Origin of the sequence: Massilimicrobiota sp. SW1139, assembly GCF_012027715.1 — a bacterium.
Lineage (GTDB): Bacteria > Bacillota_I > Bacilli_A > Erysipelotrichales > Coprobacillaceae > Allocoprobacillus > Allocoprobacillus merdigallinarum.
Window position 1 is genome coordinate 165,399 of record NZ_SJOR01000001.1, and the last position, 25,503, is coordinate 190,901.

The following is a 25,503-nucleotide window of genomic DNA, read 5'->3' on the forward strand; positions in this document are numbered from 1 at the left end:
CATAAAAATAAATTGTGTAAATAGTGAAATCTTTCATTCTATAAAATGTCTTTATTTTTGTGATTGATTTTGCGGTAAAACAGTAAATGAACTGATATATTGTATATCAAATAAATCTTTTAATTGATTTAAATCATCTAATGTTAAATCATTTAAACAATCTATTAATTCAAAAATCATAACACCTTCAAAATAATATCGACTAAACATATTCGCAATAGCTTCAGGACTATTGAAAACAGATATCAAAATCCCCATTGTTTTTTTCTTTAGACGTTCAAAATCATCCTTAGAAATGGAATAATCATGAATATGTCTAACAAAATCATAAATCTTGTCTTTCAATTTATCAGGATATAGAGTATCTCCTCCTATTTGTAAGAAACAATAATCTCTTTCTTGTGTAAATTGAGCACTAAAACTATCATTAATCAATTCATCTGTTAGCCACTTCTCATATAATGAAGAACTCTTTGCAAAGAAAATATCTAATAATAAGTTCATACCTAATTCTCTTTTTAAACGTTCTTGTGGCGCTTGTAAAATATCATTTATTTTTAATGATACAATGATTTTAGGCATAGTTACATCCATATATAAAGTTGCATCATTTTGTGCTACCTCTAATGGTTCATTAACAACTTCTCTTTGAATAGGATTTTCTTTTTCAAAATGCTTATTTTCCTGGTTTCCTCTAATAAGTTGCATAGTTTGTTGAGGATCAATATTTCCTACCACAAATAACATCATGTTACTAGGATGATAGAAAGTATGATAACATTTTTCTAATGTATCTTTATCAATAGAAGCAACTGTTTCAACAGTTCCAGCAATATCAATTTTCACAGGATGATGCTGATATAAGTTTTGAATACTTCCAAAATAGCATCGCCAGTCTGGATCATCATCATACATTCTGATTTCCTGATTGATGATTCCTTTTTCTTTTTCAACATTTTCATCTGTTAAATAAATATCTTGTACAAAATCAAGTAATAACTCAATACATTCTTTTTCATGACTTGTTGTACTAAATAAATATGCAGTTCTTGAAGAAGAAGTAAAAGCATTTGTATTCGCACCTAATCTTGCAAAGGCATCACTTGCATCACCATTTTCCATTTCAAACATTTTATGTTCTAAGAAATGAGCAATTCCATCAGGAACTTTTATCATTTCAGATTCATGTAGAGGAACAAAAGTCGTATCTATAGAACCAAAACGTGTAGAAAATAGACCATATGTTTTGGAAAAACCAACTTTAGGTAAAAGATAAACTTTTAATCCATTTTTCATTTCTTCATAATATAACGTTTCCTTTAATGTTGGATATTTAAATATTTTCATGGAACTCCTTTCCTGTAAGGAAGTAAATTGTATCCAGTTTTACTTTTTTAGCAACGTCAACAATTTCTTCTAAAGTTACATTCATTAGTTTTTCAATATATTCTTCACTCGTTTCATGAACATGAGTGATGTCACGGTTATAAGCCAAGGCAATCATACTGCTTGCTTCATCATTTGTCTTTTTTAAGGCATTTGTAAGCATCATTTTCGCGATTTTCATTTCTTCTTCACGAACATTTCCATTTTGTAAATCACTAAGCTGTTGATGAATCAAATCAAGAGTCTTTTGATAATCTTTCTGTTCAATTCCAGCATTGACAATCATCATGCCATTAAAAGCATCATAACTAGAAGAAATATAATAACATAAACTATGTTTCTCTCTTACAACCTGAAATAAACGTGATTGTGAAAATCCACCAAATATGGCATTAAAAACAGTAAATGCATAATGCTGTGGTGATGTAAAATCACATTGAATCTGGTATCCTAAATTCAACTTAGATTGCGTAATATCCTGTTTTTCAATGACTTCTAAAAGTTCATGACGAGGACTTTGAAAAATATATGCTGAAGGATAATCATAGTATTGTTCTGGAAATTGCAAAAGACGTTGAAAAATATCTACAATATTTTCTGGAATATCACCAACAACATAAATATGCTTTTCATCTTCAACAATACATTTTTTCATATACTGATAAAGCTGTTGAGGTGTAATCTTTTGAATTTCATTTTCATAACCAGTACTTGGAATACCCAACACTTGATCTCTACCCATATATTCAAACAATTTATCTAAAGAATATGAAAACTTATCATCTTTATTAGCTTGTAGTTTTTCTTTTAATTCTTTCTTTTTGAGTTGCACGATTGTTTCATCAAAACCATTATCAACTATCAATGGACGATAAAATAAATCACTTAATAATTGTAATTGCTTTTCTAATAAATTTTCTTTTGTAGACAAATAAGCATCATTCACAAAGCTTGTTGTCACATTGATCACGTGTGACTTTCCTTTTGTTGTAATATGTGTAGACAAGCTTGCTCCATAGTTTTCATCAAGATAACGTGCCAAAGATTTAGTAGATGGATAATCTTGTGTTGCTGCCATCATGACAAATGTTAATAATGTTCTCATTGTTGTCGTTTCTTTCAATAACGGACTTTGTAATCTTAATGAAATTGTCATTGTTTTAAATTTTTGAGTTGGAATAAGATGTAAAGTATATCCCGACATTTGATAGACGTTTTCCATAAATAACCTCCAATTCGTATACACATATATTATACTCAATTTTCAACAAATTAAAATAAAAAAGACCAAGAGATTCTCTTGATCTTAACGTTTACCTTTATCAAACGGTTCTCCTTCTGCACGTGGTGCAGCAGAATTTTTAGATGTAAAAGCTAATACAATAAGTGTTGCCACATATGGTGTGATTTTATAAAAGTAATTTGGAATAGCTAATGAAGCTAGGAATGGTAAACCGGCAGAAGCAATAGTTTTCATAAATCCAAAGAAGAAAGCTGCTCCAGCAATATGCCAAGGTTTCCATTGTCCAAAAATCAATACAGCTAATGCTAAGAACCCATAACCAGCAACGTCTGCATTAAAGTTTGTACTTGTAGGAACAATAAATATTAATCCTCCAATACCAGCTAAGAATCCTGAAATAAGCGTTCCAGCATAACGAATTTTATAAACATTAATACCAGCACTGTCAGCTGCTTGTGGCAATTCACCACAAGAACGTAATCTAAGTCCAAAACGTGTTTTATATAAAATCAGCCATGACAAAATCAAAATAAGAATTCCTAAAAAGTTTGTAATATATGTATTTTGGAAAAGGAACTCTCCAATAAATGGAATATCTCCTAGAACTGGAACTTTTGTAATTCTAAATGTATTAGAAAATTCAACCTGTTGTGTTTGTTGAACTAATCTAGCAACAAATATACAAAATGCAGGTGCAAACATATTCAATGCAGTCCCACTAATTGTTTGATCGGCTTTCATATTAATAGAGGCAATCGCATGGAATAAAGCAAATAATGTTCCAGATAAACCAGCAATAAGTAAAGCAACTAATAAACAAATTTGTGGGTCCATTGCTTCTTGAAAAAAGTGAATGAAAAAGATTCCTGCAAATGCTCCAATAATCATCATACCCTCTAACGCAATATTAATAATACCACTACGTTCAGAGAATAAACCACCCAATGCAACAATTAAAAGTGGAATAAAGAAGAACATTGTCTGTTGAAATAAGAATAAAATATCACTCATATTATTGTCCCTCCTTTACTTTAGGTTTCTTCTTAAAATGGAAACCATTTGCTATAATACCTTTAACCATAAGTGCAAAAGCTGAGAAATAAATAATAATTGCTATAATAATATCAACAATTTGTGGAATAAATCCATAGATTTGCATTAATGAACCACCAATTGTTAAATGAGCAATAAATAATCCAGCTGCTAAAATACCAAAAGGACTAGAAAGACCTAATAAAGCAACAGCTATACCATTAAATCCTTCAGGTGCTAAAGTATCTACAACTGCCAAACATTTTCCAGTTCCACCTAAATAAACCAAAGCACCACCAATACCAGCTAATGCTCCTGCGATCATCATAGAGCAAACAATTTTTTGTTTAGCATTAATACCAGCATACTTACTCGCATCACGATTAAAACCACAAGCCTTTAATTCATAACCAAGTACAGATTTGTTGAGAATGATATGAATAACAACAACGAGAATAATCGCAATAACAATACCTCCATTCACATTTGGAATAAGATGTTCAATTCCAAATTGTGGAATAACAGCACTTGAGGCTACTGGTAATGTTTCATTTTTATTAATATTAAATACTGTTAATGGAACGATATAATTAACTGTATACATTCCAATATAATTCATAATAATTGAAGCAATAACTTCATTAACATTTAAATAGGCTTTCATAATTCCTGGAACACATCCCCATAATGCTCCAGCTAATGCTGCAAAAAGAATAGCAACCAGCCAGTGAATAGCACCAGGAAGAAAAGTCCATTCGACACCAATATAAATAGCTACAAATGCCCCAACAACAAACTGTCCAGGAGTTCCAATGTTAAAAAGTCCTGTTTTAAAAGCAAATCCCACTGATAAACCAGTTAAAATAATAGGCGTTGCATTATTCAAAACTTGTCCAATTCCTCTTGTTCCATTACTAAAGCCACCTTGAATGAGAGTTAAAAACCCATTCAATGCGTTTGATGGATTCGCAATAATAATAACAATTAATCCTATAATTAACCCCGCAATAATCGCAGTGACAGAAGATGCAAAATTAAGTGATGCTTCAGATTTAAACAGCTTTTTCATTTGTATCACCTCTCTTACTTCCTGCCATATAAAGTCCTAATTCTTGTACAGTGATTTCTTTAGGATTAAGTTCCCCAACAATTTCACCTTCATAGATAACTAAAATTCTATCAGACAAATTCATAACTTCATCAAGCTCTAAAGAAATCAATAAAACAGCTTTTCCTTCATCTCTTTCACGAATGATTTGTTTATGAATATATTCAATAGCTCCTACATCCAATCCTCTTGTTGGTTGTACAGCAATTAAACAATCAGGATCTTTATCAATTTCTCTAGCAATAATTGCTTTTTGCTGATTGCCACCAGACATGCTTCTAGCAATTGTTTTTGAACCTTGACCACTTCTTATATCGTATTGCTCAATCAATTTTTCAGAATATTTTTCAATTTCTTCAAATTTCAAAAAGCCATGCTGTGAAAATTGAGGTTCAAAATATCTTTGTAAAACCAAATTATAAGAAAGTGGATAATCCAAAACAAGTCCATGTTTATGACGATCTTCAGGGATATGTGAAATACCACTCACATTTCTTTGACGTATGGAAGCGTGTGTAATATCTTTTCCATTTAACGATATTGTCCCATCTAAAACAGGCATCAATCCTGTAATAGCTTGTACAAGTTCTGTTTGACCGTTACCGTCTATACCTGCGATACAAACAATCTCTCCTTTTCTTACAGAAAAGCTAACATTATTTACAGGATTTTTATGTCCTTTTTTACCTACTGAAAGATTTTTTACAACCAAAATATCATCTGTTGGATGTGACTCAGTTTTTTCAGTTGTTAAATTGATTTTTCGACCAACCATCATTTCAGACATTTCTTCTTTAGTTGTTGCGGCAACATCAATTGTTCCAATATATTTACCTTTTCTAAGTACAGTACAACGATCTGCCACTTCTTTAATTTCATTTAACTTATGTGTAATGAATAAGATAGATTTACCTTCTTTTGCTAAATCTCTCATGATTTGCATAAGTTCTTCAATTTCTTGTGGTGTTAAAACAGCGGTTGGTTCATCAAAAATCAAAACCTCATTATCACGATATAACATCTTAATAATTTCAACACGTTGTTGCATTCCCACAGTAATATCACTAATCAAGGCATCACAATCAACTTTTAAATTATAACGTTGAGAAATTTCTTCTACTTTTTTTCGAGCATTTTTCATATAAAGGAAACCATGTTTTGTATCTTCGGCACCTAAAACGATATTCTCTAAAACAGTAAAATTATGAACTAATTTAAAATGTTGGTGAACCATTCCAATTCCCAAGCTGTTTGCATCATTAGGATTATTAATTTGAACAACATGACCATTCTTTAAAATCTCTCCCTTTTCAGGTTGATATAGCCCAAACAAGACACTCATCAAAGTTGATTTTCCTGCACCATTTTCCCCCAGCAGTGCATGAATCTCACCTTTTCTTAATTCAATAGTCACGTCATCGTTTGCAATGATTCCCGGAAAAACTTTCGTAATATGTCGCATCTCGATAACGTTTTCCATTTTCTTCCTCCTTTTTTAATTTATCTTCATTATTTATTATAACTTAATTTTCAAGAAAATCACAACAATAAAATTCATTTAACAAAATAAGGCTTGAAAATTATGAATTTCAAGCCTTAACCATTTCAATTAATTTTCTATTGTTAATTCTACATTTGAACAATTTAAATCTTTTGGAGATTCAGCATCTTTGTTATTTTTAATTGTTACAGAACCATCAACAATTTTATCATAAATTGCATTATAATCAGCTTCAGTAAATTTTTCAAATTTTGAAGTTTCTAATGGTAAACCAACATCTCCATCTTTAGCACCTAAAACAATATTTTGTCCACCTCTAAATTGGATACTTGTATCATCAGTTTTATCGAAATCTCCACTATAAATAGATTCTAGTGCTTTTTGAACAGCATCACCTAATTTTTTATATGCAGAAGTGACAACTGTATCAGATTCAGAAGATTGATCAACGTCAACACCAATAACTTTTCCTACAGGATTACTTGCTTCAGCAGCAGCCATAACAGAGTTTCCTACAGAACCACCGCATCCAAACACAATAGTGACTCCATCTTTATACCATGAAGAAGCTTTTGTTTGAATTTCAGGAGTTGCACTAAATCCACCTGTATAATGATATTTCATTTTGACTGTAATACCTAATTCTTTAGCAGCATCATTAGCACCTTGAACATAACCATATCCAAAGTTCATAACAGCAGGTACTGCTTGTCCACCCATGAATCCTAAGCTTGTATTACCATCTTTAACAGCAGCATATCCAGCTAAATAACCAGATTGTTCTTCTTGGAAAGTAATACCGATTGTGTTCTTTTCAGTTTTATAGTCTTCATAACTTGCATCATGTGGGTTTCCATCAATTAAAATAAATTTAACATCAGGGTATTCAGTTTGTTTGATATAGATTGATTCTTCAAATAAATATCCAGGACACACAACAACTTTTGCTCCTGATTTTACAGCCTGATCAATAGAATTGTTGTATTCATCTGTTGTTGCATCAACAGGTTTGATGTATGTACATTCAATTCCATTTTTCTCTGCATATGCTTTAACACCTTCATATGTACCTTGGTTGAATGACTTATCATCAATAGTACCTTTGTCAGTTAACATAACAATTTCAGGCTTTGAACTAGATGCAGAATCACCTCCATCACCACCACATCCTACTAGCACCATAGATAATGCCAATAAAGACGCAAACATTTTTTTCATATCTTGTTTTCCTCCTTTAACATTCTAAACATATTTTAACATTATTTTCACAAAATAAAAAGAGAAAACGACAAATATCTTTATATTCGTCATTCTCCCTTTTTTAGAATATCTTATTTTTATTGATATATTCAATGTTTTTTATAAATCTTCTTCATGATATTGTCGAATATAAACTTCACGAGGTTTACTACCAAGCTGTGGTCCAATAACCCCTTCTTCTTCCAAACGGTCAATAATACGAGCTGCTTTATTATAACCTATTCTAAATTTACGTTGTAATAAAGATGTACTGGCCTTTTGAGCCTGAATAACAAATTCTCTACATTTTTCGTATTCTTCGTCTTCTTCATCAAAGTCATCACTTCCCTGTGTTGAGGAAATAGACTTGACATTGACATATTTGTCTTCATAAACCGCTTCTTGTTGAGAAGAGACATAATGAACAATGGCTGACACTTCTTCATCACTTACAAAACATCCTTGAACACGCATTGGCGAAGATGATCCCATTGGTGAAAAAAGCATATCCCCTTTTCCTAATAGTTTTTCTGCTCCAGATGTATCCAAAATTGTACGTGAATCAATGCTTGATGACACTGCAAAAGCTATACGTGATGGTATATTGGCCTTAATGACACCTGTAATAATATCTGTAGAAGGTCTTTGAGTCGCAACTATCAAATGAATACCAGCTGCTCTAGCCATTTGTGATATACGCATAATACAATCTTCAACATCTTTACTGGCAACCATCATTAAATCAGCAACTTCATCTAAGATAATAACATGATAAGGTAAAATTTCTTTTGGTTCATCAGTATGATCTTCATTATATGTTTTCGCAAATTCATTATATCCTTGGATATTTCTTGCATTTACACTTGCAAACAAATCATAACGTCTTTCCATTTCAGCAACGACTTCTCGTAAAACTGCAGCTGCTTTTTTAGGATCAGTAACAACAGGTGCCAACAAATGAGGAATTCCATTATAAATAGATAATTCAACTTTTTTAGGATCGACTAAAATCAATTTCACTTCATCTGGTTTAGCTCGCATCAAAATAGATGAAATAATTGTATTGACACAAACAGATTTCCCTGAACCTGTTGCCCCTGCAATTAATAAATGAGGCATTTTATCCAATTGTGCAAAAACAGGTTTCCCAGACACATCTTTTCCTAATGCTACAACAAGTGGATTATGCTGATATTTTGAAGTTGATAATAAACTTTTTAAAACATCTTTAAAACCAACCATTGCTGCGCTTTGATTAGGGACTTCAATTCCAACATAAGGTTTCCCTGGTATAGGAGCTTCAATTCTAATATCTGCCGTTGCTAATGCAAGCTTGATATCATCCTGTAACTGTAAGATTTTATTAACACGTGTACCAATTTCCAATTTCAATTCATACTTTGTAATTGTTGGTCCTATAAAAGCATTTTCTATTGTTGCATTGACCCCAAATTGTTTAAGAACATTGGTTAATCTTGCAGCGTTCTTGTTTGCTGCACTCTTTTCTTTAGAAACATTATGCGTTGATCTTGTTGACAACAATGATAGTGGCGGTAACTGATAGTGTGATAAATCTGTTTTCTTAGGTGGCTCTATGTAAGATTCTTGAGGACTTTCTTTCTCTTCTTTTATTTTTAAAGGTTTTTTTTCTTTAATATCTAATTTCAAATTATCTTGATCAAATTCAAAAGCACTTGTAATTTCTGGATCGATCTTTTCTTCAACATCATCAAAAGCAGAATCAGGAAAAAGAGGAATTTCTTTATCTTTTGACAAGAAATCAAAGAAATGAGATTTCTTTTTTAAAACAATTGTTTGTATTGGTGCTTCTTCTTGTTTAGATACTTTTGGCTTTTTCTTCTTTGTTTTTTGATGTTGAAAATAAAGTTTACTAAAAATCAACACCAAACCAATAATCAAAATAATAATTGATAAAATCAATGTACCTAAACTTTCAAACAGCGAACTAAAAACACCATATAAACAAATGCCAATAAATCCACCTTTATTCATCTGTTGACTCTGAAGATATGTAGAAATAACCCCCATTCCACTTGACTGTGGCTGACTAGGAATAGAAGCAATAGTCAACATACTGATAAAAATCGCATAAATACCAATCGCTTCTGGTCCATTCAAACGTGGAATTTGAGCCTTACATAATATATATATACAGACGACAAGAAGTGCTAAATAAACAACACCGTATAAATTTCCGGTTAAAAAAGCAACACAATTATGAATTCCCTGTCCAATAAATCCCAATCGTAAAGCTGATACAATAATAGCAAAGATCACAAATAAAATAATAATTCTCAAACGTAACTTTTCTTCCAGAATCTGATTCTTAGATTTTTTTGAACGCTTTGTTTTCGCCATTATGCTCACCTTCTTTCATTTTTCCATTATAACAAAATCTCACATTAATGAAAAGAAAAAGCAAGATTTCTCTTGCCTATATCTCGACAACAACACCAATAAAAACAGGTTTCTTGCCAGTTTCCTTTATAATATATTTCATTGACTGTTCTTTCATCATACTTCTTATTTCAGCAATTTCCATATCAGGATTATCTTTTAACTGACCAACAACTTTTTCACAAATTTCAATAACATGCTTAATAACATATTCAGAATCTTTTAAATAAACAAATCCTCGACTTTGACAATCCGTTTGAGCAACAATTTCTTTTGTCTCTCGTGAAATTGTTAGTCCAACAATGACCACCCCATCATTTGCTAATTGAATACGATCATCAATGACCTTTTCACCAACATCACCAATACCGATACCATCAATCATGACATCATCAATCTCATACACATCACGACTCTGTAATAATTCTCCCTTTTCAAATGTTACACGTTCCCCATTATCCATAATAATGATATGATCATCAGGGATTCCCATATCTTTGGCAATTTGTTGATTAAAGATAAAATGCTGATATTCACCTTTCATTGGAATATAGTATTTTGGTTTAAATATTTGAATAATAACTTTAAGATCTTCTTTTGATGCATGCATAGAAAATAAATCTTTATTTTTTAACAGATGAACATGTGCATCTGTTTTATATAATCCATTATGTGCTTTATTAGCAATCTTTTCAGTACCTGGCAAGACTGGTGAAGCAACAATAAATGTATCACCTTTTCTTAATTTCAATAAGTCATCTCCACCATCAATAACATCACAAATATCATGGTAGATACGACGTGGACTACCACTTAACAAGATAACATAGTTACTGTCATATTGTGGCTGACCAATTTTTTCTTTATCACCTAATAATGAATCAGGTACATTTAAAACAGGCTTTTTAGACCTTTGGGCAATTCTCAATAAACTATTTGTATTATCATATTTATCACGTCCATAAAAAACGATTTGACGTTTGTATTTTTTTGTAAGTTCAATAATTTCCTGAGTTCTAAAGACATTTTGCGCATAACTAGAAATAATGATTCTTTCATAGCTATCTTCAAATATATGATCAATCTTATTTGTCAGTTTATGATTTGGAGAAGTATATCCATCATGTTTAGCACCTGATGATTCAACTAATAATGCCAAAACACCTTTCTTACCAATTTCCATCATTTTTTGAATATCACATTGAAATTCCTTTGGAGCACCAAAATCAATAATAAATTCACCACTATAAACAAGATAACCATAACTTGTCCAAAGTGCTACTCCAACACTTCCAGGAATAGAATGTGTCACTGGGAAAAATTCAACAGGAACACCTTCGATATCAATAGAAGCATTGCGATGAACAGCATGTAAATCCAAATCAATTTTTACATGATTATGACGTTGAAAACGTTCTATCATTTGTTTAATTAAAAGTGCTGTTAATTGTGGTGCATAAACAGGAGCATGAATGCTTTGAAGTAAATAAGGCAGTGCTGCCATAGCGTCATCATGACCATGTGTTATGATAATTGCCGCAACCTGATCAGCTCTTTCTTCTAAATATGTAAAACTAGGAATGATGATATCAACACCTAGTTTATCTGAATCAGGAAATCGAAATCCTGAATCTATTATAAAAATTTTATCATTAATTTCAAAACAATACATACTTTTACCCATTTCAGCTTGTCCACCCATAGGTATAAACTTTATGACATCATTTTTCATTTTTTCACCCTTTCTTTTCATGATTACTCTTTAATATCATTATACATTTGTTTTCTCTTTGTGTATAGATGTTTTCAAAAGTATGAATATCATATCATATTATATTCATGGCTTCAAATTATTTTTCTGATAATTTTCTATAAGCGCCTCTAACTCTTGTTGCAATTGTGGTGTAATACTTGTCAAAGGACTTCTTAATATATTTTGAATATAACCCATTTCACTTAAAATATACTTTATTGGAGCGGGATTTGGTTCTTTGAAAAGAAATTGACTTAAAATCTTCAAATGTGCATCATCATATTGTTTTCTTTTTTGCATAATTCTTTCAATTAACGGATAATCAATATGACTTGCCACTGAAATAAGACCATCTATATGACATTGTAAACCTTCCAATAAAAGATGATCATCACCTAAATAAACTTTAAAATGTGGCAATGCTTTTTTTATTATTTTGATATCATCTAATGGTCCACATTGTTTCATTCCAATAATATTTTGATGCTTTGTTGCTAATCGAATGACAGTGGAAGGCGTAATACCAACTCCACAACGACTAGGAATATTATAAATCATTATTTTCTTATCTGTTGAAGCTCCAATCATATCAAAGTGCCTATAAATTCCTTCCTGATTCGGTTTTATATAATAGGGAACGATAACTAAAAAAGCATATATAGCCTGATTATCTTTATACATTTGAATATGTCTAATAACTTCAGCTGTACAATTTGAACAGATTCCTATAATAACACGAATATGTGGATATTTATCTAATATTCTTTCTACTAATACTCTCCTTTCTTCAAGCTTTAGTGTAGATGTTTCACCTGTTGTCCCACACAAAACAAAAGATTTGTTACCTTCATGTATCAATTTATCTAACAAACGAAATAATCCCGGATAATCAATAGACTGATCTTGATTGAATGGTGTTATTAAAGCTGTAAAGATCTCTTTCATTTAAATCTTCCTATACCCTAATAAAAAAGGTTGATGTTGCTGATGTTTCAATGCGAAATGTAATGTATCTAATACTTTATCTTTAGCCGCAATCATGCTTTGTGGCTTTCTTTGATAATCGTCTTGAAACATAGGAACAAAATAAAAATTTTTCTTATTAAAAAGCGAAAGAAGATGAACACCACTGATAGATAGAATATCATTTGAATAAACCCCTAATACAATCGGAATTTGATTACGTAAACATGATTTAACCAACATTGTTACACAATTATCATTAATACCTAAATCTATTTTATTTAAAGTCGTAGCATCACAAGGATAGACAAGTACAGCATCCAATTGTGGTTTTGGTCCATAGACTTCAGCCTCTTGAATCGTTGTATGAATATCTTTATGAGTGATTTCTTTAATCTTTTCTTCTAGCTCTTCATGTGTATAAAAACGAGTATCCAGTTGGTGCACATGTGGCGTTATAAAAACTTCTACATCATAATGTTGACAAACTTGTTTTAAAACTTCCAGCATATCATTCATACTACAAAATGAACCTGTTACAGCAAAACCAATTTTATACATTTTTCATCTTCTCCTTCATAAAATCTGTCATCATCCTACCAGCATACCCATATGCATATTTACTAGGAATAGATGGCAAGATAATACTATTGAAACCTTTTGATAATGCATAGTGATGATCTACACCATATGGATAGGAAGCAATATCAAGAATCATCATAGATGTTGGAGCCTGATCAAGCTTAGATGATGTCACAACCTGCGATGGAATTGTATTAATCAAAACATCACAATCACTTAAATCCATATGATCCAAATGATATGGTTTAGCTCCTGCTTTTTCAATGTCTTCAAAAAGCTGACGATTTCTTATTCCTACATGAACATAGGCTCGTAAAGCTATGAAATTACGAACAATGACCTGCCCGCAATGCCCATACCCCAGCACATGAATTTGACTGTGATATATAGGAAAACGACGATGTGAAATCAAATAGGAAATGACACCTTCAGCCGTCAAAATACTATTTTTATCAACAAAATCTTCCTCATCTAAAAAAGCATAATATTGAAAACCGTATTGTTTAGATAATGCATCTAGATAATCATTATGAATCATTGTTATGATTATTGTCTGTGGATGCAGCTGTTTCCATGTTTTTTCATCAACAATAATTGTATCACGATGTAATAAAAGTCGATTTTTTCGATCAATTCCTTTTAAACCCAAATAAATCATTTGACAATAACGCAAATCTTTCCATTCATCAGTTACATAATATCCATTTTTCACCAATTCTTCCATGACTTCCTGTCCACGTAAATCATCATGATTAACAAAAATCAGCATTCCTAGTCACCTCATTTTAAAATATGAATTATTTTCCAATTGGTGACATTTTCCCATCAATAAAATATGAATAAATTGATGCAAGTGCGGTAAAATAAAATCAATATGATCTTTTCATGTATCTTTATTCTTTTCTATGTTTAGAATTTTCCTTTTTATTTTTTTAAAAAAGTATATAATTTTAAAGAGGTGTCTATATGTCCTATATTTTAATCTTTCTTTCAACATTATTTATTGCTACACGTAAAGATGTGATGTATGAGAATATTACAGGCGTGTCTACATTACCAGAATATCATCTTCTCGTTGTTGTTTATACAATTGTCTGTGCATTTTATTTTGCATATCAAACTTATCGTCATTTTCAATATTTAAATTATTATCCAAAATATATTCCCTATCTTATTGTTTTAACAACTTTCATAATGTGTATTGGTGCCATATGTCCGTATTCAAATGATCAATCATGGCTATCACAACTCCATGTCTATGCTTCGATGATTTCATCACTACTTTTTATTGTGATATTACAAATCTATACACATTATCTTTCTATTCAATATCCATCCATTTACATTCAAACTCACTGGATCTTTCATTGTGGTTTACAAGTGCTGATTATTTTATTTATAGTCAGTGGTCATGTAAGTGGAATCCTAGAAATTCTTTATGTCTTTTTTATTTGTCTATACCTTTTCTTAATTGATCAATATAGAATCAAAGGTGAATCACTGCAATGATTCACCTTTAAAAGTAATAATATTTTTATCCATAACCAACGCTATGTAATTCCCATATGCCTTGATTATTTTTAATACAAACATATTGATATCCGGATGCATGATAGTTTCCTATAAATCCAGATGGTATGTTAAAGAATCCTGTATGGAATTCTAGATAAACAACTATAGCGTCCTGATATCCATAATCATTAATAAGTCTATATTCCGTCTCTTGACTTTCTTTACCATCATAATGAACTCGAGTCACTGTAATCCCGTCTTGACTTATAAACTCAACAGCTTCATTCATAATCAATTGAATCTCGTCATTTTTATGCCTTGTATTATTGAATATATCTCTTTTGATTTCTATAGGCTGATGAATGAATATTGTGATAAGAGAGATTATAACGACTACTGATAATATTATACCTTTTGTTTTCTCCTTCATCTTTTTCCTCCTTATTTACATTCAATATTACAAAAACAATGTGAAAATATAATGAAAAAAAACAAAAATTTATGAATAATATTAAACTGTTTTTTATAAACAAACATTTTATTATTTTATTCATATTCAGTGATACATAATTAGCATTATTCATTTCATCAAAAAAGTAAGCCTATAAGCTTACTAAACTCAAAATCTTAGGGACAAAAATAATAAGCCCTATAACAACTGAAGCAATTGCACTTATTAAAACAGCACCTGCTGCAGTATCCTTTGCTATTTTAGCAAGAGGATGATATTCTTGCGTACATAAATCGACAACCGCTTCAATAGCAGTATTGACTAGCTCTAAAGAAATGACAAGTCCAAACAACAAAATACAAACTAACCACTCTGTAATAGATAATTGAAAAAGAAAACCACATATAATAACCAAAAACATAAATACTAAATGTATTTTAATATTTCTTTCTTTTTGAATACATTGAATAATACCAGATATAGCATATCCTAAACTTTTATAAAATGGATCTTTGTGCATAGTCTTTTCTCCTTTAAAAAATTATATCATAGAAAAAAAGCAGACTCCACTTTTTTAACAAAAAAACCCTGATAAATCAGGGTAGTTTTTAAATGGCGTCCACGGAGGGATTCGAACCCGCGACCGCACGCTTAGAAGGCGTGTGCTCTATCCAGCTGAGCTACGTAGACATCTGTTTTTCGACTGCTCATATATATTAGCATAACATCTTATAACATGCAAGACTTTTTTTACTTTTTTATAAAAAAAGATACATTTGGTTAATTGTAAAAGTAAATTCTACTTTAAAAAATAAAGTGGAATTTAGTCTTACGAATTTTAATGTTATATGCTATTGATTATCTGTTCCTCATTTTCTGGATTAATGATATGAATGAAAATATTTCTAAAAATAAACATATGACCGCTGATCAACGTAATGAGATTTTTACCATGCTAGAAAATGGTGATTCCGTTTCTAAAATTGCTTCAGCTATTTCAAAGGATAAATCTACTGTTTCCAAAGAAATCAAGAAACATAGAATTGAACAGAGAATCTCCAATCTTCTTAGTAAAAATGGTAGCTGTGCTCATGTTAAAAGCTGTACACATACTCATTTATGCTCTCATGTCAAATGTAATCTCAAGCTTTGTAAAAGTTGTGACATATGTCAAAGCGTTTGTCCTGATTTTGAGCTTTATATATGTAAGCAATTAAAAAGTTGAATTTAGTCTTGTAAATTCATTACAATCTATAAAAAAAATGAAATTCACTTGAAGTTCATTATATACACAAATATAAAAATCAAAAATATAAATTATGTCATTTCTAAGATTAAGTTCTACTTATCAATATTTTTTAAGTAGAACTTAGTCTTAAAAAAAGTGGAATTTACTTTTCAAATTAAGTACAAATTTTACTCATAAGCTGTATACAAAAAATTGTCCTGTGATCATCTCACAGGACAATTTCATCATTGATTATTTGCGGTATCTTCTCTTACGGCTGTAAAGGATGGTGCCGGTCAGGGTAGTACCCGCAGCCAGCATAACCGCAATCCACAACATCATATTGCTGTTGTCGCCAGTTTCAGGAGAAGTGGTTTCGCCAGTTACCGAGGAGTCAGAATTTCCATTGTCTGATTCCGTCAGCTTGTAATTGGGATCAGTTGCACCGCAGACGGTGCATTTGCCATCTTCATAGCTGTGGCCGATAGCCGGAATATCCGCCACATCCTTCGTATCTGTGTAGGTCTGGCCGTTGAATTCGACGGTCGCTGTATATGTGGTTACGCCTGTTTCCGTACAGGTGGCGGGCGTCTTGACATCCGATGTAACAGTCACTTCCGGGCTTTCCTTATGGGTTTCATCGTTTGCACAGGTAAAGGTCACCGTACAGCTCGTTCCGTCCTCCGACCAGCTCCACACGGGTTCGCCGTAGCTGTGGCCGATGGCCGGGATGTCCGCTACGTCCTTCGTATCCGTATAGGTCTGGCCGTTGAATTCAACTTCCGCCGTGTAAGTGGTTACGCCTGTTTCCGTACAGGTGGCGGGCGTCTTGACCTCCGATGTAACAGTCACTTCCGGACTTTCCTTATGGGTTTCATCATTTGCACATGTAAATGTTACGGTACAAGTTTTGCCATCATTAGACCAGCTCCATTCCGGTTCGCTCCAATTATGTCCTGTAGCCGGAATCACGGTGCTTTCAGAAGTAATTTCATTCTCTCCTTCAGCGTCACTGAAATACTTGCCGCAATTTTTGCAGTACCAGTATTCTTCGTTACCTTCCGCTGTGCAGGTAGGAGCTTTATAATCTACTTTTTGTAAATTGTGTGTAACTGTCGGGAACTGCAAAGTGAAGGTGAACATTTTTCCGTCATCTGACACACCCTGTCCTGTTTTCACAACCGCAGTAACACCATCTATTTGGTATTCATCTTTATAGAAGTTTTCTGCAAATTGATCTAAATCCTGCCAATCGTATATGATAAACTGGCTCGGATCAAAATCCTCTGCAAAATAATAGCTCTCTTTATTTGTACCACTGATATCGGTTCTCATGACAACTGTCAATTCGGGAATATCTCCCGCCTGCCAAGTTTTTCCGTCAATGTCTGAATAACCGCTCCATACGGCGGAAGTAACAGCTGCATAAAATTCATTGGGAACATCGATATAGGTCTTACCGGGTTCTTTATCCACTACATCACCGGAACACTCTGGAGCAAATGCGATATGAAGCGGGCCGCCTGCTACAAGTTTTTCCGTAACAATCAAGCAGGGATCCCCGTAAGTGCTTGTTCTGCACTTTAGGGTGAACTTTCCGTTTTCAGTATCGTTCAGTACGAAATCATCTGCCCATTCAGAACTTTCTTCCGGCACTTCAATCACGAGAGTACCGTTTGCAAGACTGCTTGGTGTAACGGTCACAGGCTGTTCAACCGTACTGGTTTTTGCAATGCTTCCTGTACCGTTCAAAACTAAAGCTGCATTTCCTTTCGCCACAAAATCATTACAGCTAAATTTTCCGTTCAGTGTTGACTCATCCAGTTCCAAAGTGTTGGTTTGTAAATTCTGACTGCCCAAAGAAGAAGTTTTCAATGTCACAGAGTCTAAATCTGAAACACTTATATTTCCGCCGGAAACATTTTGGAATATCAAACTGCCGGTTCCCGTTGAATTTGGATATTTGGTGAATAAATCACTACGGTTGCCAAAATCGATGTTATCAAAAGTGACTGTAACACCATCTCCAATGTATGTTTCTTTCCATGTGGTTAGCGTACTTTTTTCTGTACCTGAGCCTTTAATTGTAATATTTTCTAAGAACGAATAGACATATTCACCATCTGTTGTTGCGTCATAATCTCCGATCAAATAGATTGTGCCGCCTGCTTCAATATTGTTAATCGCTTTATAGAGTGTTTTCAAAGGCTGATCTTCTGTACCAGCATTGTTGTCATTTCCGTTTATCATATCAACATATAAAGTTGTATAGGTAAAAGTTACAACGGTACCAGACCATTGTGAAATTGAAGTTTTTATATTTGAGCTTGAATCCAGCATAACATACGGACTGCCAGATTTAATAGAAGCAGTCACGGTGATTTTTTTGCCACTCATATTTAGAGGTATCTGGCAAGTAGATTCACTGGAGAGCGTAGAAGAATTTCCTTTCCACTGAAACTTAAAAACTTCGTCAAGATTAATTCCGTCGACCAAATTATCGATTGTAGCAGTAATCGCATTACCCGGAATTAAATCTGCTTCCTTCATAGTAAAAGTTGCATTTTTTGATGTGTCTTTGATGATATTGATCTTGTAGTTTGTACTGGAAGCGTTAAACATTTCACTGGGAATCGCTCCATAATCGATACAAACTGTTTTATTACATGTTTCTGTACTGCATATACCGGTTCCCGTTGTCTTGGCATGCCAGAATAAATTACCGCCATTATCGGTTTGCTTTGTCATCAAAATGGTACCATTGTTCTCAACGGTTCCATACACATGTGCCGGCCAAGAAACACTGGTTGCTACAACTTTTAATGTAGCACCGTCTGAGATAATAAGGTTACCGGTTTGAAAATCACTTGCACTACTCACAGTCAAAGTGTAACTGGGATCTATAACGATTGTTTTATCCGTATTTAAGTCGCCGGTATAAACGGTCATGTTGCCTGCAATATGAATTTCTGTGATATCCGAATCCGCCAGAGCTGCTGAAAGCTCTTTTTTTATCGTAATCGTTGTTGAACCGGCCGCAAATACTGTTGTCGGAAATAGCGTAACAATCAGCATTAACGATAATAATACCGCAAATGCTTTACTAAATGATTTAGATTTCATAATTTTTCCTCCTTCAATTCGTTTCCTTTTGCAAACAGCTTTGATAAGGTATCTAAGAAAGATTACAGATATGTTACACGCCTTTTGAGCATGTCTCTTTTATTCACCATAGACCACCACCCATTCGACTGAATGGTCAGACAGATAATATATATATATATATATATATAAATTGTGCGTCATCAATCTATCAATACAAAAAGGCTCATCCCGCCCATTGTAAATCGGACAGAATACACCTTGAAAAAATATGCAACTTTGCTCTTGACAAGAAAAACGGGCAGGATTATGCTTTGCTTACTTATAAACATTATCTCCTTTCTCGTTTTCATTGTCAAGCTCTCTCTTCACATAATTATACATATATATATTGAATCAAAAAAACGGCTGGTTTTCAATACGGGTTTTCGACACTCGTTGCCTAAAATACTTAGGTTAATTGTAAAAGTAAATTCTACTTTAAAAAATAAAGTGGAATTTAGTCTTACGAATTTTCTTGTTATATGTTATTGATTATTTGTTCCTCATTTTCTGGATTAATGATATGAATGAAAATATTTCTAAAAATAAACATATGACCGCTGATCAACGTAATGAGATTTTTACCATGCTAGAAAATGGTGATTCCGTTTCTAAAATTGCTTCAGCTATTTCAAAAGATAAATCTACTGTTTCCAAAGAAATCAGGAAACATAGAATTGAACAGAGAATTTCCAATACCCTTAGTAAAAATGGTACCTGTGCTCATGTTAAAAGCTGCACGCATACTCATTTATGCACTCATGTCAAATGCAATCTCAAGCTTTGTAAAAAGTGTGACATCTGTCAAAGCGTTTGTCCTGATTTCGAGCTTTATATATGTAAGCGATTAAGAAGGGCTCCCTATGTATGCAATGGCTGTGATTCCCGTAAATACTGTCGCAAGCCTATAAAATATTTTAACAACCCTTCTCATGCTCACAAAGAATATAAGGAAGTTCTTGTCAGTTCGCGTACTGGCATCAATGTCACTGAAGATGAACTCAAAAAGATTGATTCCATTGTCAGTCCTCTTGTCAGAGATAAGTCTCAGTCTCTCAATCATATATTTGCTTCACATGCTGATGAGATTGGCGTTTCTCAAAGTACTGTTTACAACTACATTGATGCTGGCTTTCTTGAATGTGCCAACATTGACCTCCCTAGAAGGGTTAGATTTAAGAAAACAAAGAGAAAAGCAGGGAAAAATGAGGTAAAAATCAATAAATCTGCATTGAGAAAAAATCGTACATATAATGATTATCTCGCTTATATGAACGAGCATCCCGATGCTAATGTCATCCAGATGGATACTGTCGAGGGCATCAAAGGTGAAAATCTCCTCCTTACCCTGCATTGTGTGAAAACACATTTTCAAATTGCTCATTTCATTTCAAGCAAGGAAAACACACATCTTGCACAGGTATTTGAATTGTATTACGAAAGATTTGATGATAAGAATCTCTTTAAGAATTTCTTTCAGGTCATACTTACAGACAATGGAAAAGAATTCACCGACATAGCTTATCTTGAAGAATTAGGAATAAAGGTATTTTTCTGCGATCCTAATAGATCAGATCAAAAAGATTCTTGTGAAAGAAATCATGAGTTTATAAGATATTTCTTACCAAAAGGAGAGACTTTCAAGAATCTTCATCAAAGGGATATTTGGAATATGATGTCGCACATCAATTCATACAAAAGATATTCATTAAATAATAAAAGCCCCTATGAAGTGACGGAATTCATATGGGGCAAAGAATTATTACAGGCATTGCACATCAAATACATTAAGCCTGATGAAGTGATTTTAAACAATTCAATTTTTAATAAAAACAGATAGGAAAGGATTGAAAATGAGGAACACTAAGAAAGTAGAATTTAGTCTTGCAAATTCATCGCAATCCTTAAAAAAATTGAAATTCACTTCAAATACATTATATACACAAACACAAAGATTAAAAATATAAATTATGACATTTCCAAGATTAAGTTCTACTTATCAATGTTTTTTAAGTAGAACTTAGTCTTAAAAAAAATAGAATTTACTTTTCAAATTAAATAAAAGATACATTTTTATTTTTGTATCTCTTTCAGTCTAAAATCCAGTTTCCCATTATCAATGAATAATACAGCATAGCTTCTGGCACTCCCTCCACGTGGTAAGGTTGTAGATCCAGGATTAATATAATAGAACGATCCATCTTTTTGAAACATTGGCATGTGCGTATGACCTGATATTAAAACCTGACAATGATTCCTTGTCAGTATATCATTCATAGCTAATTCTCTATTAAAATAGCCAAAATACTGACCATGAGTAATGAAAATAGATACACCTTCTACAACAAGACGTGCCTCTTTAGGTAAATCTAAAGACCAGTCATTATTTCCTTTGACACAGATAAAACCCTCTAATACTCTTAAATCATAAGCCTCGCTATCTCCACAATGAATATAATAGTCCCCATCATGTTCATGTTCTTTTACATAATCGATCATAGACTGATCGCCGTGGTTATCAGACATAATTACAATTTTTTTCATTTACATCACCTAGACACTATTATACCAAAAAAATCTAAATTTTAATATAATTATAATGAATTTGTGAAGTTTCCTGATTTCTAACACTTTCTCCATTAATGAGAATGTCTACATCCTTGACGTTATCTAAAGATGTTAAAGATAAAATGATAAGTTCTTCTAAAGTCTTATCAATTCTTTCATTGTCTAATAAAAGATTTGAATCTAATTCCAGTGTTAAAACCTGATTATCGAGTGATGCATTTAATAAATGAATTTTACTATTGATATGACTTAAAATAGTTTGAACTTGTTCTTCTAAACTATCAGACTCACTAATACGTAATGTTGTTGGAACATAATAAAGATAATCAGCTATTGTCTTTTCCTGATAAACCATCACAGGTACACTTTGATGTAAGAAAGTTGATGCTTCTTCAAAATTATTCAACCCTAAATCATGTGTTAGATGATTTAATGGAACAGTGCTATTGGGCAAATATGTTACATCTTTTCCATCTATTTGTATTTTAAGTTGATTAACATCATCATAATCAGTGAGTACATAAGTCAAAGCTTCAATAATATTTAAAGCATCTTGATTAGAATACAAACAATCATTAAAACTCACTGTTAACATATGATCTTGAAGTTCTACTGATTGAACTTCTAATTGTGAATCAATAACAGGATATAATCCATATGCCTGCAATTGAGACGATTGCATTAAATCAATTTTATTTCTAATATCAGTTTCTAATTCCATTTGATTATGCACATTTAAGCTTACAGGAACAAGATCATGATTAGCATCCTGATATATGAGAGTTTGTAAATATGTTTCACTGACCTGTTTTGAATCATCCATCTGTAAATATATAAAAGAACCAATAGCTAAACAAATAATTGAAACAGACACAATGATAATCTTCTTTTTCATGTTCCCACCTCAAAACAATATATGAAAATATAAAAAAAAGATTCCTATGAATCATATTTCTATAAAAAATATGATCTTTGACTTTCAATCAAGACTATTATGTATATTTCATTATCAAAATCTCAAATAGAATTTATAAAAAACATAAACAACAGAATATATTGCTATATTTTTTACTTAGTCTTCAATTCCATGTTATACAATAAAGGAAGTAACGTTATTTGTTACTTCCCTGCCATGTTTAAAATAACATCTATAAATTTTATAAATGAAGATGTGAAACAGATAAATCCTGATAATCAAAAAATCCTTGTGAAGATTCTACAAAAGTTTGTGTATCTCCCGTTGTATAAATTGTAATTGTCTGAGGTAATGAAGACGTATTTTCTAGATGATGGTTTTTAAGATATGAAGCCACTTCCTGACAGATAGATGCACTGCTGGAAATATAATCAATATCTTCGATCACGTCTTGAAACTGTTTTAATAGAATAGGATAATGTGTACACCCTAAAATTAAAGCATCTATTTTATTTTGATATGGTAACAAATATTCTCCTAAAAGTTCTTGTATTCCATATTTGTATTCACCAGACTCAATGACTGGAACTAAGCGTGGTGTCGCCAATTCATAAACAGTTAATTCAGGATTGTATTGTAAAAGCATTTGACGATACTTATGAGATTGAATTGTTGCCGATGTCGCAATCACCAAGACTCTTTGATGATGACGTGCTAAAAACTCATGTACTGTTGAATGAATGACACCTACGATGGGAATATGTGGATATAATTTCTGTAATTCATCCAAGACATTTGCACTTGTTGTATTACAAGCCAAAACAATCATTTTAACATGTTGCTTTGCAAAATAATCACATATTTGACGTGTATATTCTAAAAGTTGACTTTTCGTTTTATCACCATAAGGACAATGTGCATTATCACCAATATAAATCATATTTTCATGCGGAAACTGTTGACGCATATAGTCTAAAACTGTGAGTCCTCCTACTCCAGAATCAAAGATTCCAATTGGATTATTCATAATTATTCTCCCTCGTTTTGTAATTGATATTCTTCTAATGTTAAATTTGAATCATGCAAAGATTTAGCTAAAGATTTACCAACATATCGATAAATATGAGCATCATAGGCATGATTTGTAATAGAAGCCTTGCGCTGTGGATATCTTAAAATAAAACCATATTCATAAGCATGTTCTTCAAGCCATTTTGACATCTCAGTATTTTCAAATTTCTGATAAGCCAATTCAGATTGTGTGACTTCAATTGTCAATCCTAGCTGCATTTCATTATAACCCACTTCTTTTTCATCTAATGTCTGTGGTGACTGATAAGCACTGCGCAATAAAAAGCCTTTGTATTCTTTGCTTAAATCTGTATAAAGTTTTAATAAAGCATTATATGCATCCTTTTGTAAATACATTGTATAACTTACCCTTGGTATATCCTGTACGAGAAGTAATTCACGTGGCTCATATTTTCCAATATAGTTTTGTTGATTAACTAAGGTATCTAATTCATAAGGTGCAAAAACCATTTGTACTCCTGCTGGTAATGTTGTCGCCATTAAATCAGCTAAAATCTGCTGATTATAAGCACGTGTTAACATTTCCATAATCTGACTAATCTGATTTAAATCATCATAGCCCATTTCCTGTAAAATGAGGATATATTTCTCGCTATCCTGTACAAATGAATAATCATTTTCCTGATATAATGATTTCATTGATGTGTAGATATCAATATAGTCAAAATTAAAATTGTCAGTATTTAAAAAAGCTTCTTCCAAAACATTATGTACTAATACTTTGGCCTGATCAAAAGCTTGTTGACGATAAAGATAATCTAATCGTGTAGCTAAAGAATTTCCAGTTTCTAGAATATCTGTTATTGTTGAATAACGATGAGTTTCTTTTAAAAGGTTATAATATTGATAATTGACTAATTGAAAATCATCATATTCTATGTAGTCAATAAATAGATCAATTGAAATCTGATTATCTATTAAATATTCCTGCTCGTCATCACTTAAATATTTTTCAATTAAGACACGATTATCATTATTAATGCCATTAAGTCTATAAAATTTATCAAAATGAAGATTAACAACATAAAAAGAACAACCAAACAAAATAATGATTACAAGAAATAAGTGCCATGTTTTTAATTTCATGTCATCACCCTTTCTCGACTATTATAATACATATTGTTATATTTTTAAAGAAAAGAAATTGATTTCTAAAGATCAATTTCTTTCATTTTCATAAGTTCCAAGACAGCCTGGATACGAGATTCAACACCTAGTTTTTGAATCACATTGGAAATATGATTACGAACTGTCTTTTCACTAATATATAATTGTTTTGCAATTTCTTTTGTTGTATAAGATTGTATCAAGAGTGTAAATATCTCTTTTTCACGCTTTGTCAATAAGGAATGCATCATAACCCTCCC

Annotated in this window: 22 protein-coding genes and 1 tRNA gene; 3 read left to right on the forward strand and 20 right to left on the reverse strand. The window is 32.1% G+C overall.

The window, feature by feature from the left end; all coding sequences use genetic code 11:
- Nucleotides 1–51: 51 nt before the first annotated feature.
- From yfmH to E0K96_RS00945, 11 genes are all read right to left on the reverse strand, one after another.
- On the reverse strand, nt 52–1,347 hold the full coding sequence (yfmH, locus tag E0K96_RS00895; RefSeq protein ID WP_168080463.1) for an EF-P 5-aminopentanol modification-associated protein YfmH: 1,296 nt from the start codon (nt 1,345–1,347) through the stop codon (nt 52–54).
- Nucleotides 1,334–2,608: an EF-P 5-aminopentanol modification-associated protein YfmF gene (yfmF, locus tag E0K96_RS00900; protein ID WP_168080465.1), complete on the reverse strand. Its 1,275-nt coding sequence runs from the start codon at nt 2,606–2,608 to the stop codon at nt 1,334–1,336. The genes yfmH and yfmF overlap by 14 nt, the downstream gene beginning before the upstream one ends.
- A gap of 84 nt (nt 2,609–2,692) precedes the next feature.
- A complete protein-coding gene (locus E0K96_RS00905) occupies nt 2,693–3,640 on the reverse strand; it encodes an ABC transporter permease (RefSeq protein ID WP_168080467.1) in 948 nt (315 codons plus the stop codon).
- A gap of 1 nt (nt 3,641) precedes the next feature.
- A complete protein-coding gene (locus tag E0K96_RS00910; protein WP_087297816.1) occupies nt 3,642–4,730 on the reverse strand; it encodes an ABC transporter permease in 1,089 nt (362 codons plus the stop codon).
- A complete protein-coding gene (locus tag E0K96_RS00915; protein WP_087297817.1) occupies nt 4,714–6,249 on the reverse strand; it encodes an ABC transporter ATP-binding protein in 1,536 nt (511 codons plus the stop codon). The genes E0K96_RS00910 and E0K96_RS00915 overlap by 17 nt, the downstream gene beginning before the upstream one ends.
- Nucleotides 6,250–6,378: 129 nt before the next feature.
- Nucleotides 6,379–7,488 carry a BMP family lipoprotein gene (locus E0K96_RS00920; protein ID WP_168080469.1) on the reverse strand — a complete coding sequence of 370 codons (1,110 nt, stop codon included), beginning with the start codon at nt 7,486–7,488 and terminating at the stop codon, nt 6,379–6,381.
- A gap of 141 nt (nt 7,489–7,629) precedes the next feature.
- Nucleotides 7,630–9,888, reverse strand: a complete 2,259-nt coding sequence (locus E0K96_RS00925; RefSeq protein ID WP_168080471.1) for a DNA translocase FtsK — start codon at nt 9,886–9,888, stop codon at nt 7,630–7,632.
- Nucleotides 9,889–9,964: 76 nt separating this feature from the next.
- Entirely contained in the window at nt 9,965–11,680 is a 1,716-nt protein-coding gene (locus E0K96_RS00930; RefSeq protein WP_240924392.1) for a ribonuclease J, read from the reverse strand.
- Nucleotides 11,681–11,764: 84 nt separating this feature from the next.
- Nucleotides 11,765–12,625 carry a 4-hydroxy-tetrahydrodipicolinate synthase gene (gene dapA, locus E0K96_RS00935; RefSeq protein WP_168080473.1) on the reverse strand — a complete coding sequence of 287 codons (861 nt, stop codon included), beginning with the start codon at nt 12,623–12,625 and terminating at the stop codon, nt 11,765–11,767.
- Nucleotides 12,626–13,204, reverse strand: coding sequence for a dipicolinate synthase subunit B (locus tag E0K96_RS00940; protein ID WP_168080475.1), 579 nt, complete (start codon nt 13,202–13,204; stop codon nt 12,626–12,628). It lies immediately after the preceding gene.
- Nucleotides 13,197–13,994, reverse strand: a complete 798-nt coding sequence (locus E0K96_RS00945; RefSeq protein WP_168080477.1) for a hypothetical protein — start codon at nt 13,992–13,994, stop codon at nt 13,197–13,199. Before E0K96_RS00945 ends, E0K96_RS00940 begins: the two co-directional genes overlap by 8 nt.
- Before the next feature lie 197 nt (nt 13,995–14,191).
- Here E0K96_RS00945 and E0K96_RS00950 point away from each other — a divergent pair, with 197 nt between their 5' ends.
- Nucleotides 14,192–14,734, forward strand: coding sequence for a hypothetical protein (locus tag E0K96_RS00950; RefSeq protein ID WP_087303809.1), 543 nt, complete (start codon nt 14,192–14,194; stop codon nt 14,732–14,734).
- A gap of 25 nt (nt 14,735–14,759) precedes the next feature.
- Here the strand turns inward: E0K96_RS00950 and E0K96_RS00955 are convergent, their stop codons facing one another.
- From E0K96_RS00955 to E0K96_RS00965, 3 genes are all read right to left on the reverse strand, one after another.
- Nucleotides 14,760–15,167 (reverse strand): hypothetical protein, encoded by a 408-nt coding sequence (locus tag E0K96_RS00955; protein ID WP_168080479.1) that lies wholly within the window; start codon nt 15,165–15,167, stop codon nt 14,760–14,762.
- Nucleotides 15,168–15,339: 172 nt separating this feature from the next.
- Complete coding sequence (locus tag E0K96_RS00960) at nt 15,340–15,708, reverse strand: diacylglycerol kinase family protein (protein WP_087936364.1); 369 nt, start codon at nt 15,706–15,708, stop codon at nt 15,340–15,342.
- 93 nt (nt 15,709–15,801) lie between these two features.
- Nucleotides 15,802–15,878: transfer RNA gene (locus tag E0K96_RS00965), tRNA-Arg, on the reverse strand.
- 151 nt (nt 15,879–16,029) lie between these two features.
- Between E0K96_RS00965 and E0K96_RS00970 the strand changes: the two genes are divergently transcribed.
- On the forward strand, nt 16,030–16,413 hold the full coding sequence (locus E0K96_RS00970; protein ID WP_168080481.1) for a helix-turn-helix domain-containing protein: 384 nt from the start codon (nt 16,030–16,032) through the stop codon (nt 16,411–16,413).
- Nucleotides 16,414–16,668: 255 nt separating this feature from the next.
- Here the strand turns inward: E0K96_RS00970 and E0K96_RS00975 are convergent, their stop codons facing one another.
- Entirely contained in the window at nt 16,669–19,539 is a 2,871-nt protein-coding gene (locus E0K96_RS00975) for a DUF1565 domain-containing protein (protein ID WP_168080483.1), read from the reverse strand.
- 544 nt (nt 19,540–20,083) lie between these two features.
- Here E0K96_RS00975 and E0K96_RS00980 point away from each other — a divergent pair.
- Nucleotides 20,084–21,400: an IS30 family transposase gene (locus E0K96_RS00980; protein ID WP_168080485.1), complete on the forward strand. Its 1,317-nt coding sequence runs from the start codon at nt 20,084–20,086 to the stop codon at nt 21,398–21,400.
- 233 nt (nt 21,401–21,633) lie between these two features.
- On the opposite strand, the gene E0K96_RS00985 is transcribed toward E0K96_RS00980, so the two are convergent.
- The 5 genes from E0K96_RS00985 to E0K96_RS01005 form a co-directional block, all read right to left on the reverse strand.
- Entirely contained in the window at nt 21,634–22,104 is a 471-nt protein-coding gene (locus E0K96_RS00985; RefSeq protein WP_168080487.1) for a metallophosphoesterase family protein, read from the reverse strand.
- Nucleotides 22,105–22,138: 34 nt separating this feature from the next.
- Complete coding sequence (locus E0K96_RS00990) at nt 22,139–23,023, reverse strand: GerMN domain-containing protein (RefSeq protein WP_087297825.1); 885 nt, start codon at nt 23,021–23,023, stop codon at nt 22,139–22,141.
- 262 nt (nt 23,024–23,285) lie between these two features.
- Nucleotides 23,286–24,071, reverse strand: coding sequence for a glutamate racemase (gene murI, locus E0K96_RS00995; RefSeq protein ID WP_087244972.1), 786 nt, complete (start codon nt 24,069–24,071; stop codon nt 23,286–23,288).
- Between the two features lie 2 nt (nt 24,072–24,073).
- A complete protein-coding gene (locus tag E0K96_RS01000; RefSeq protein WP_168080489.1) occupies nt 24,074–25,222 on the reverse strand; it encodes a M15 family metallopeptidase in 1,149 nt (382 codons plus the stop codon).
- A gap of 65 nt (nt 25,223–25,287) precedes the next feature.
- Nucleotides 25,288–25,491, reverse strand: a complete 204-nt coding sequence (locus E0K96_RS01005; protein ID WP_168080491.1) for a helix-turn-helix domain-containing protein — start codon at nt 25,489–25,491, stop codon at nt 25,288–25,290.
- Between the last annotated feature and the right edge of the window lie 12 nt (nt 25,492–25,503).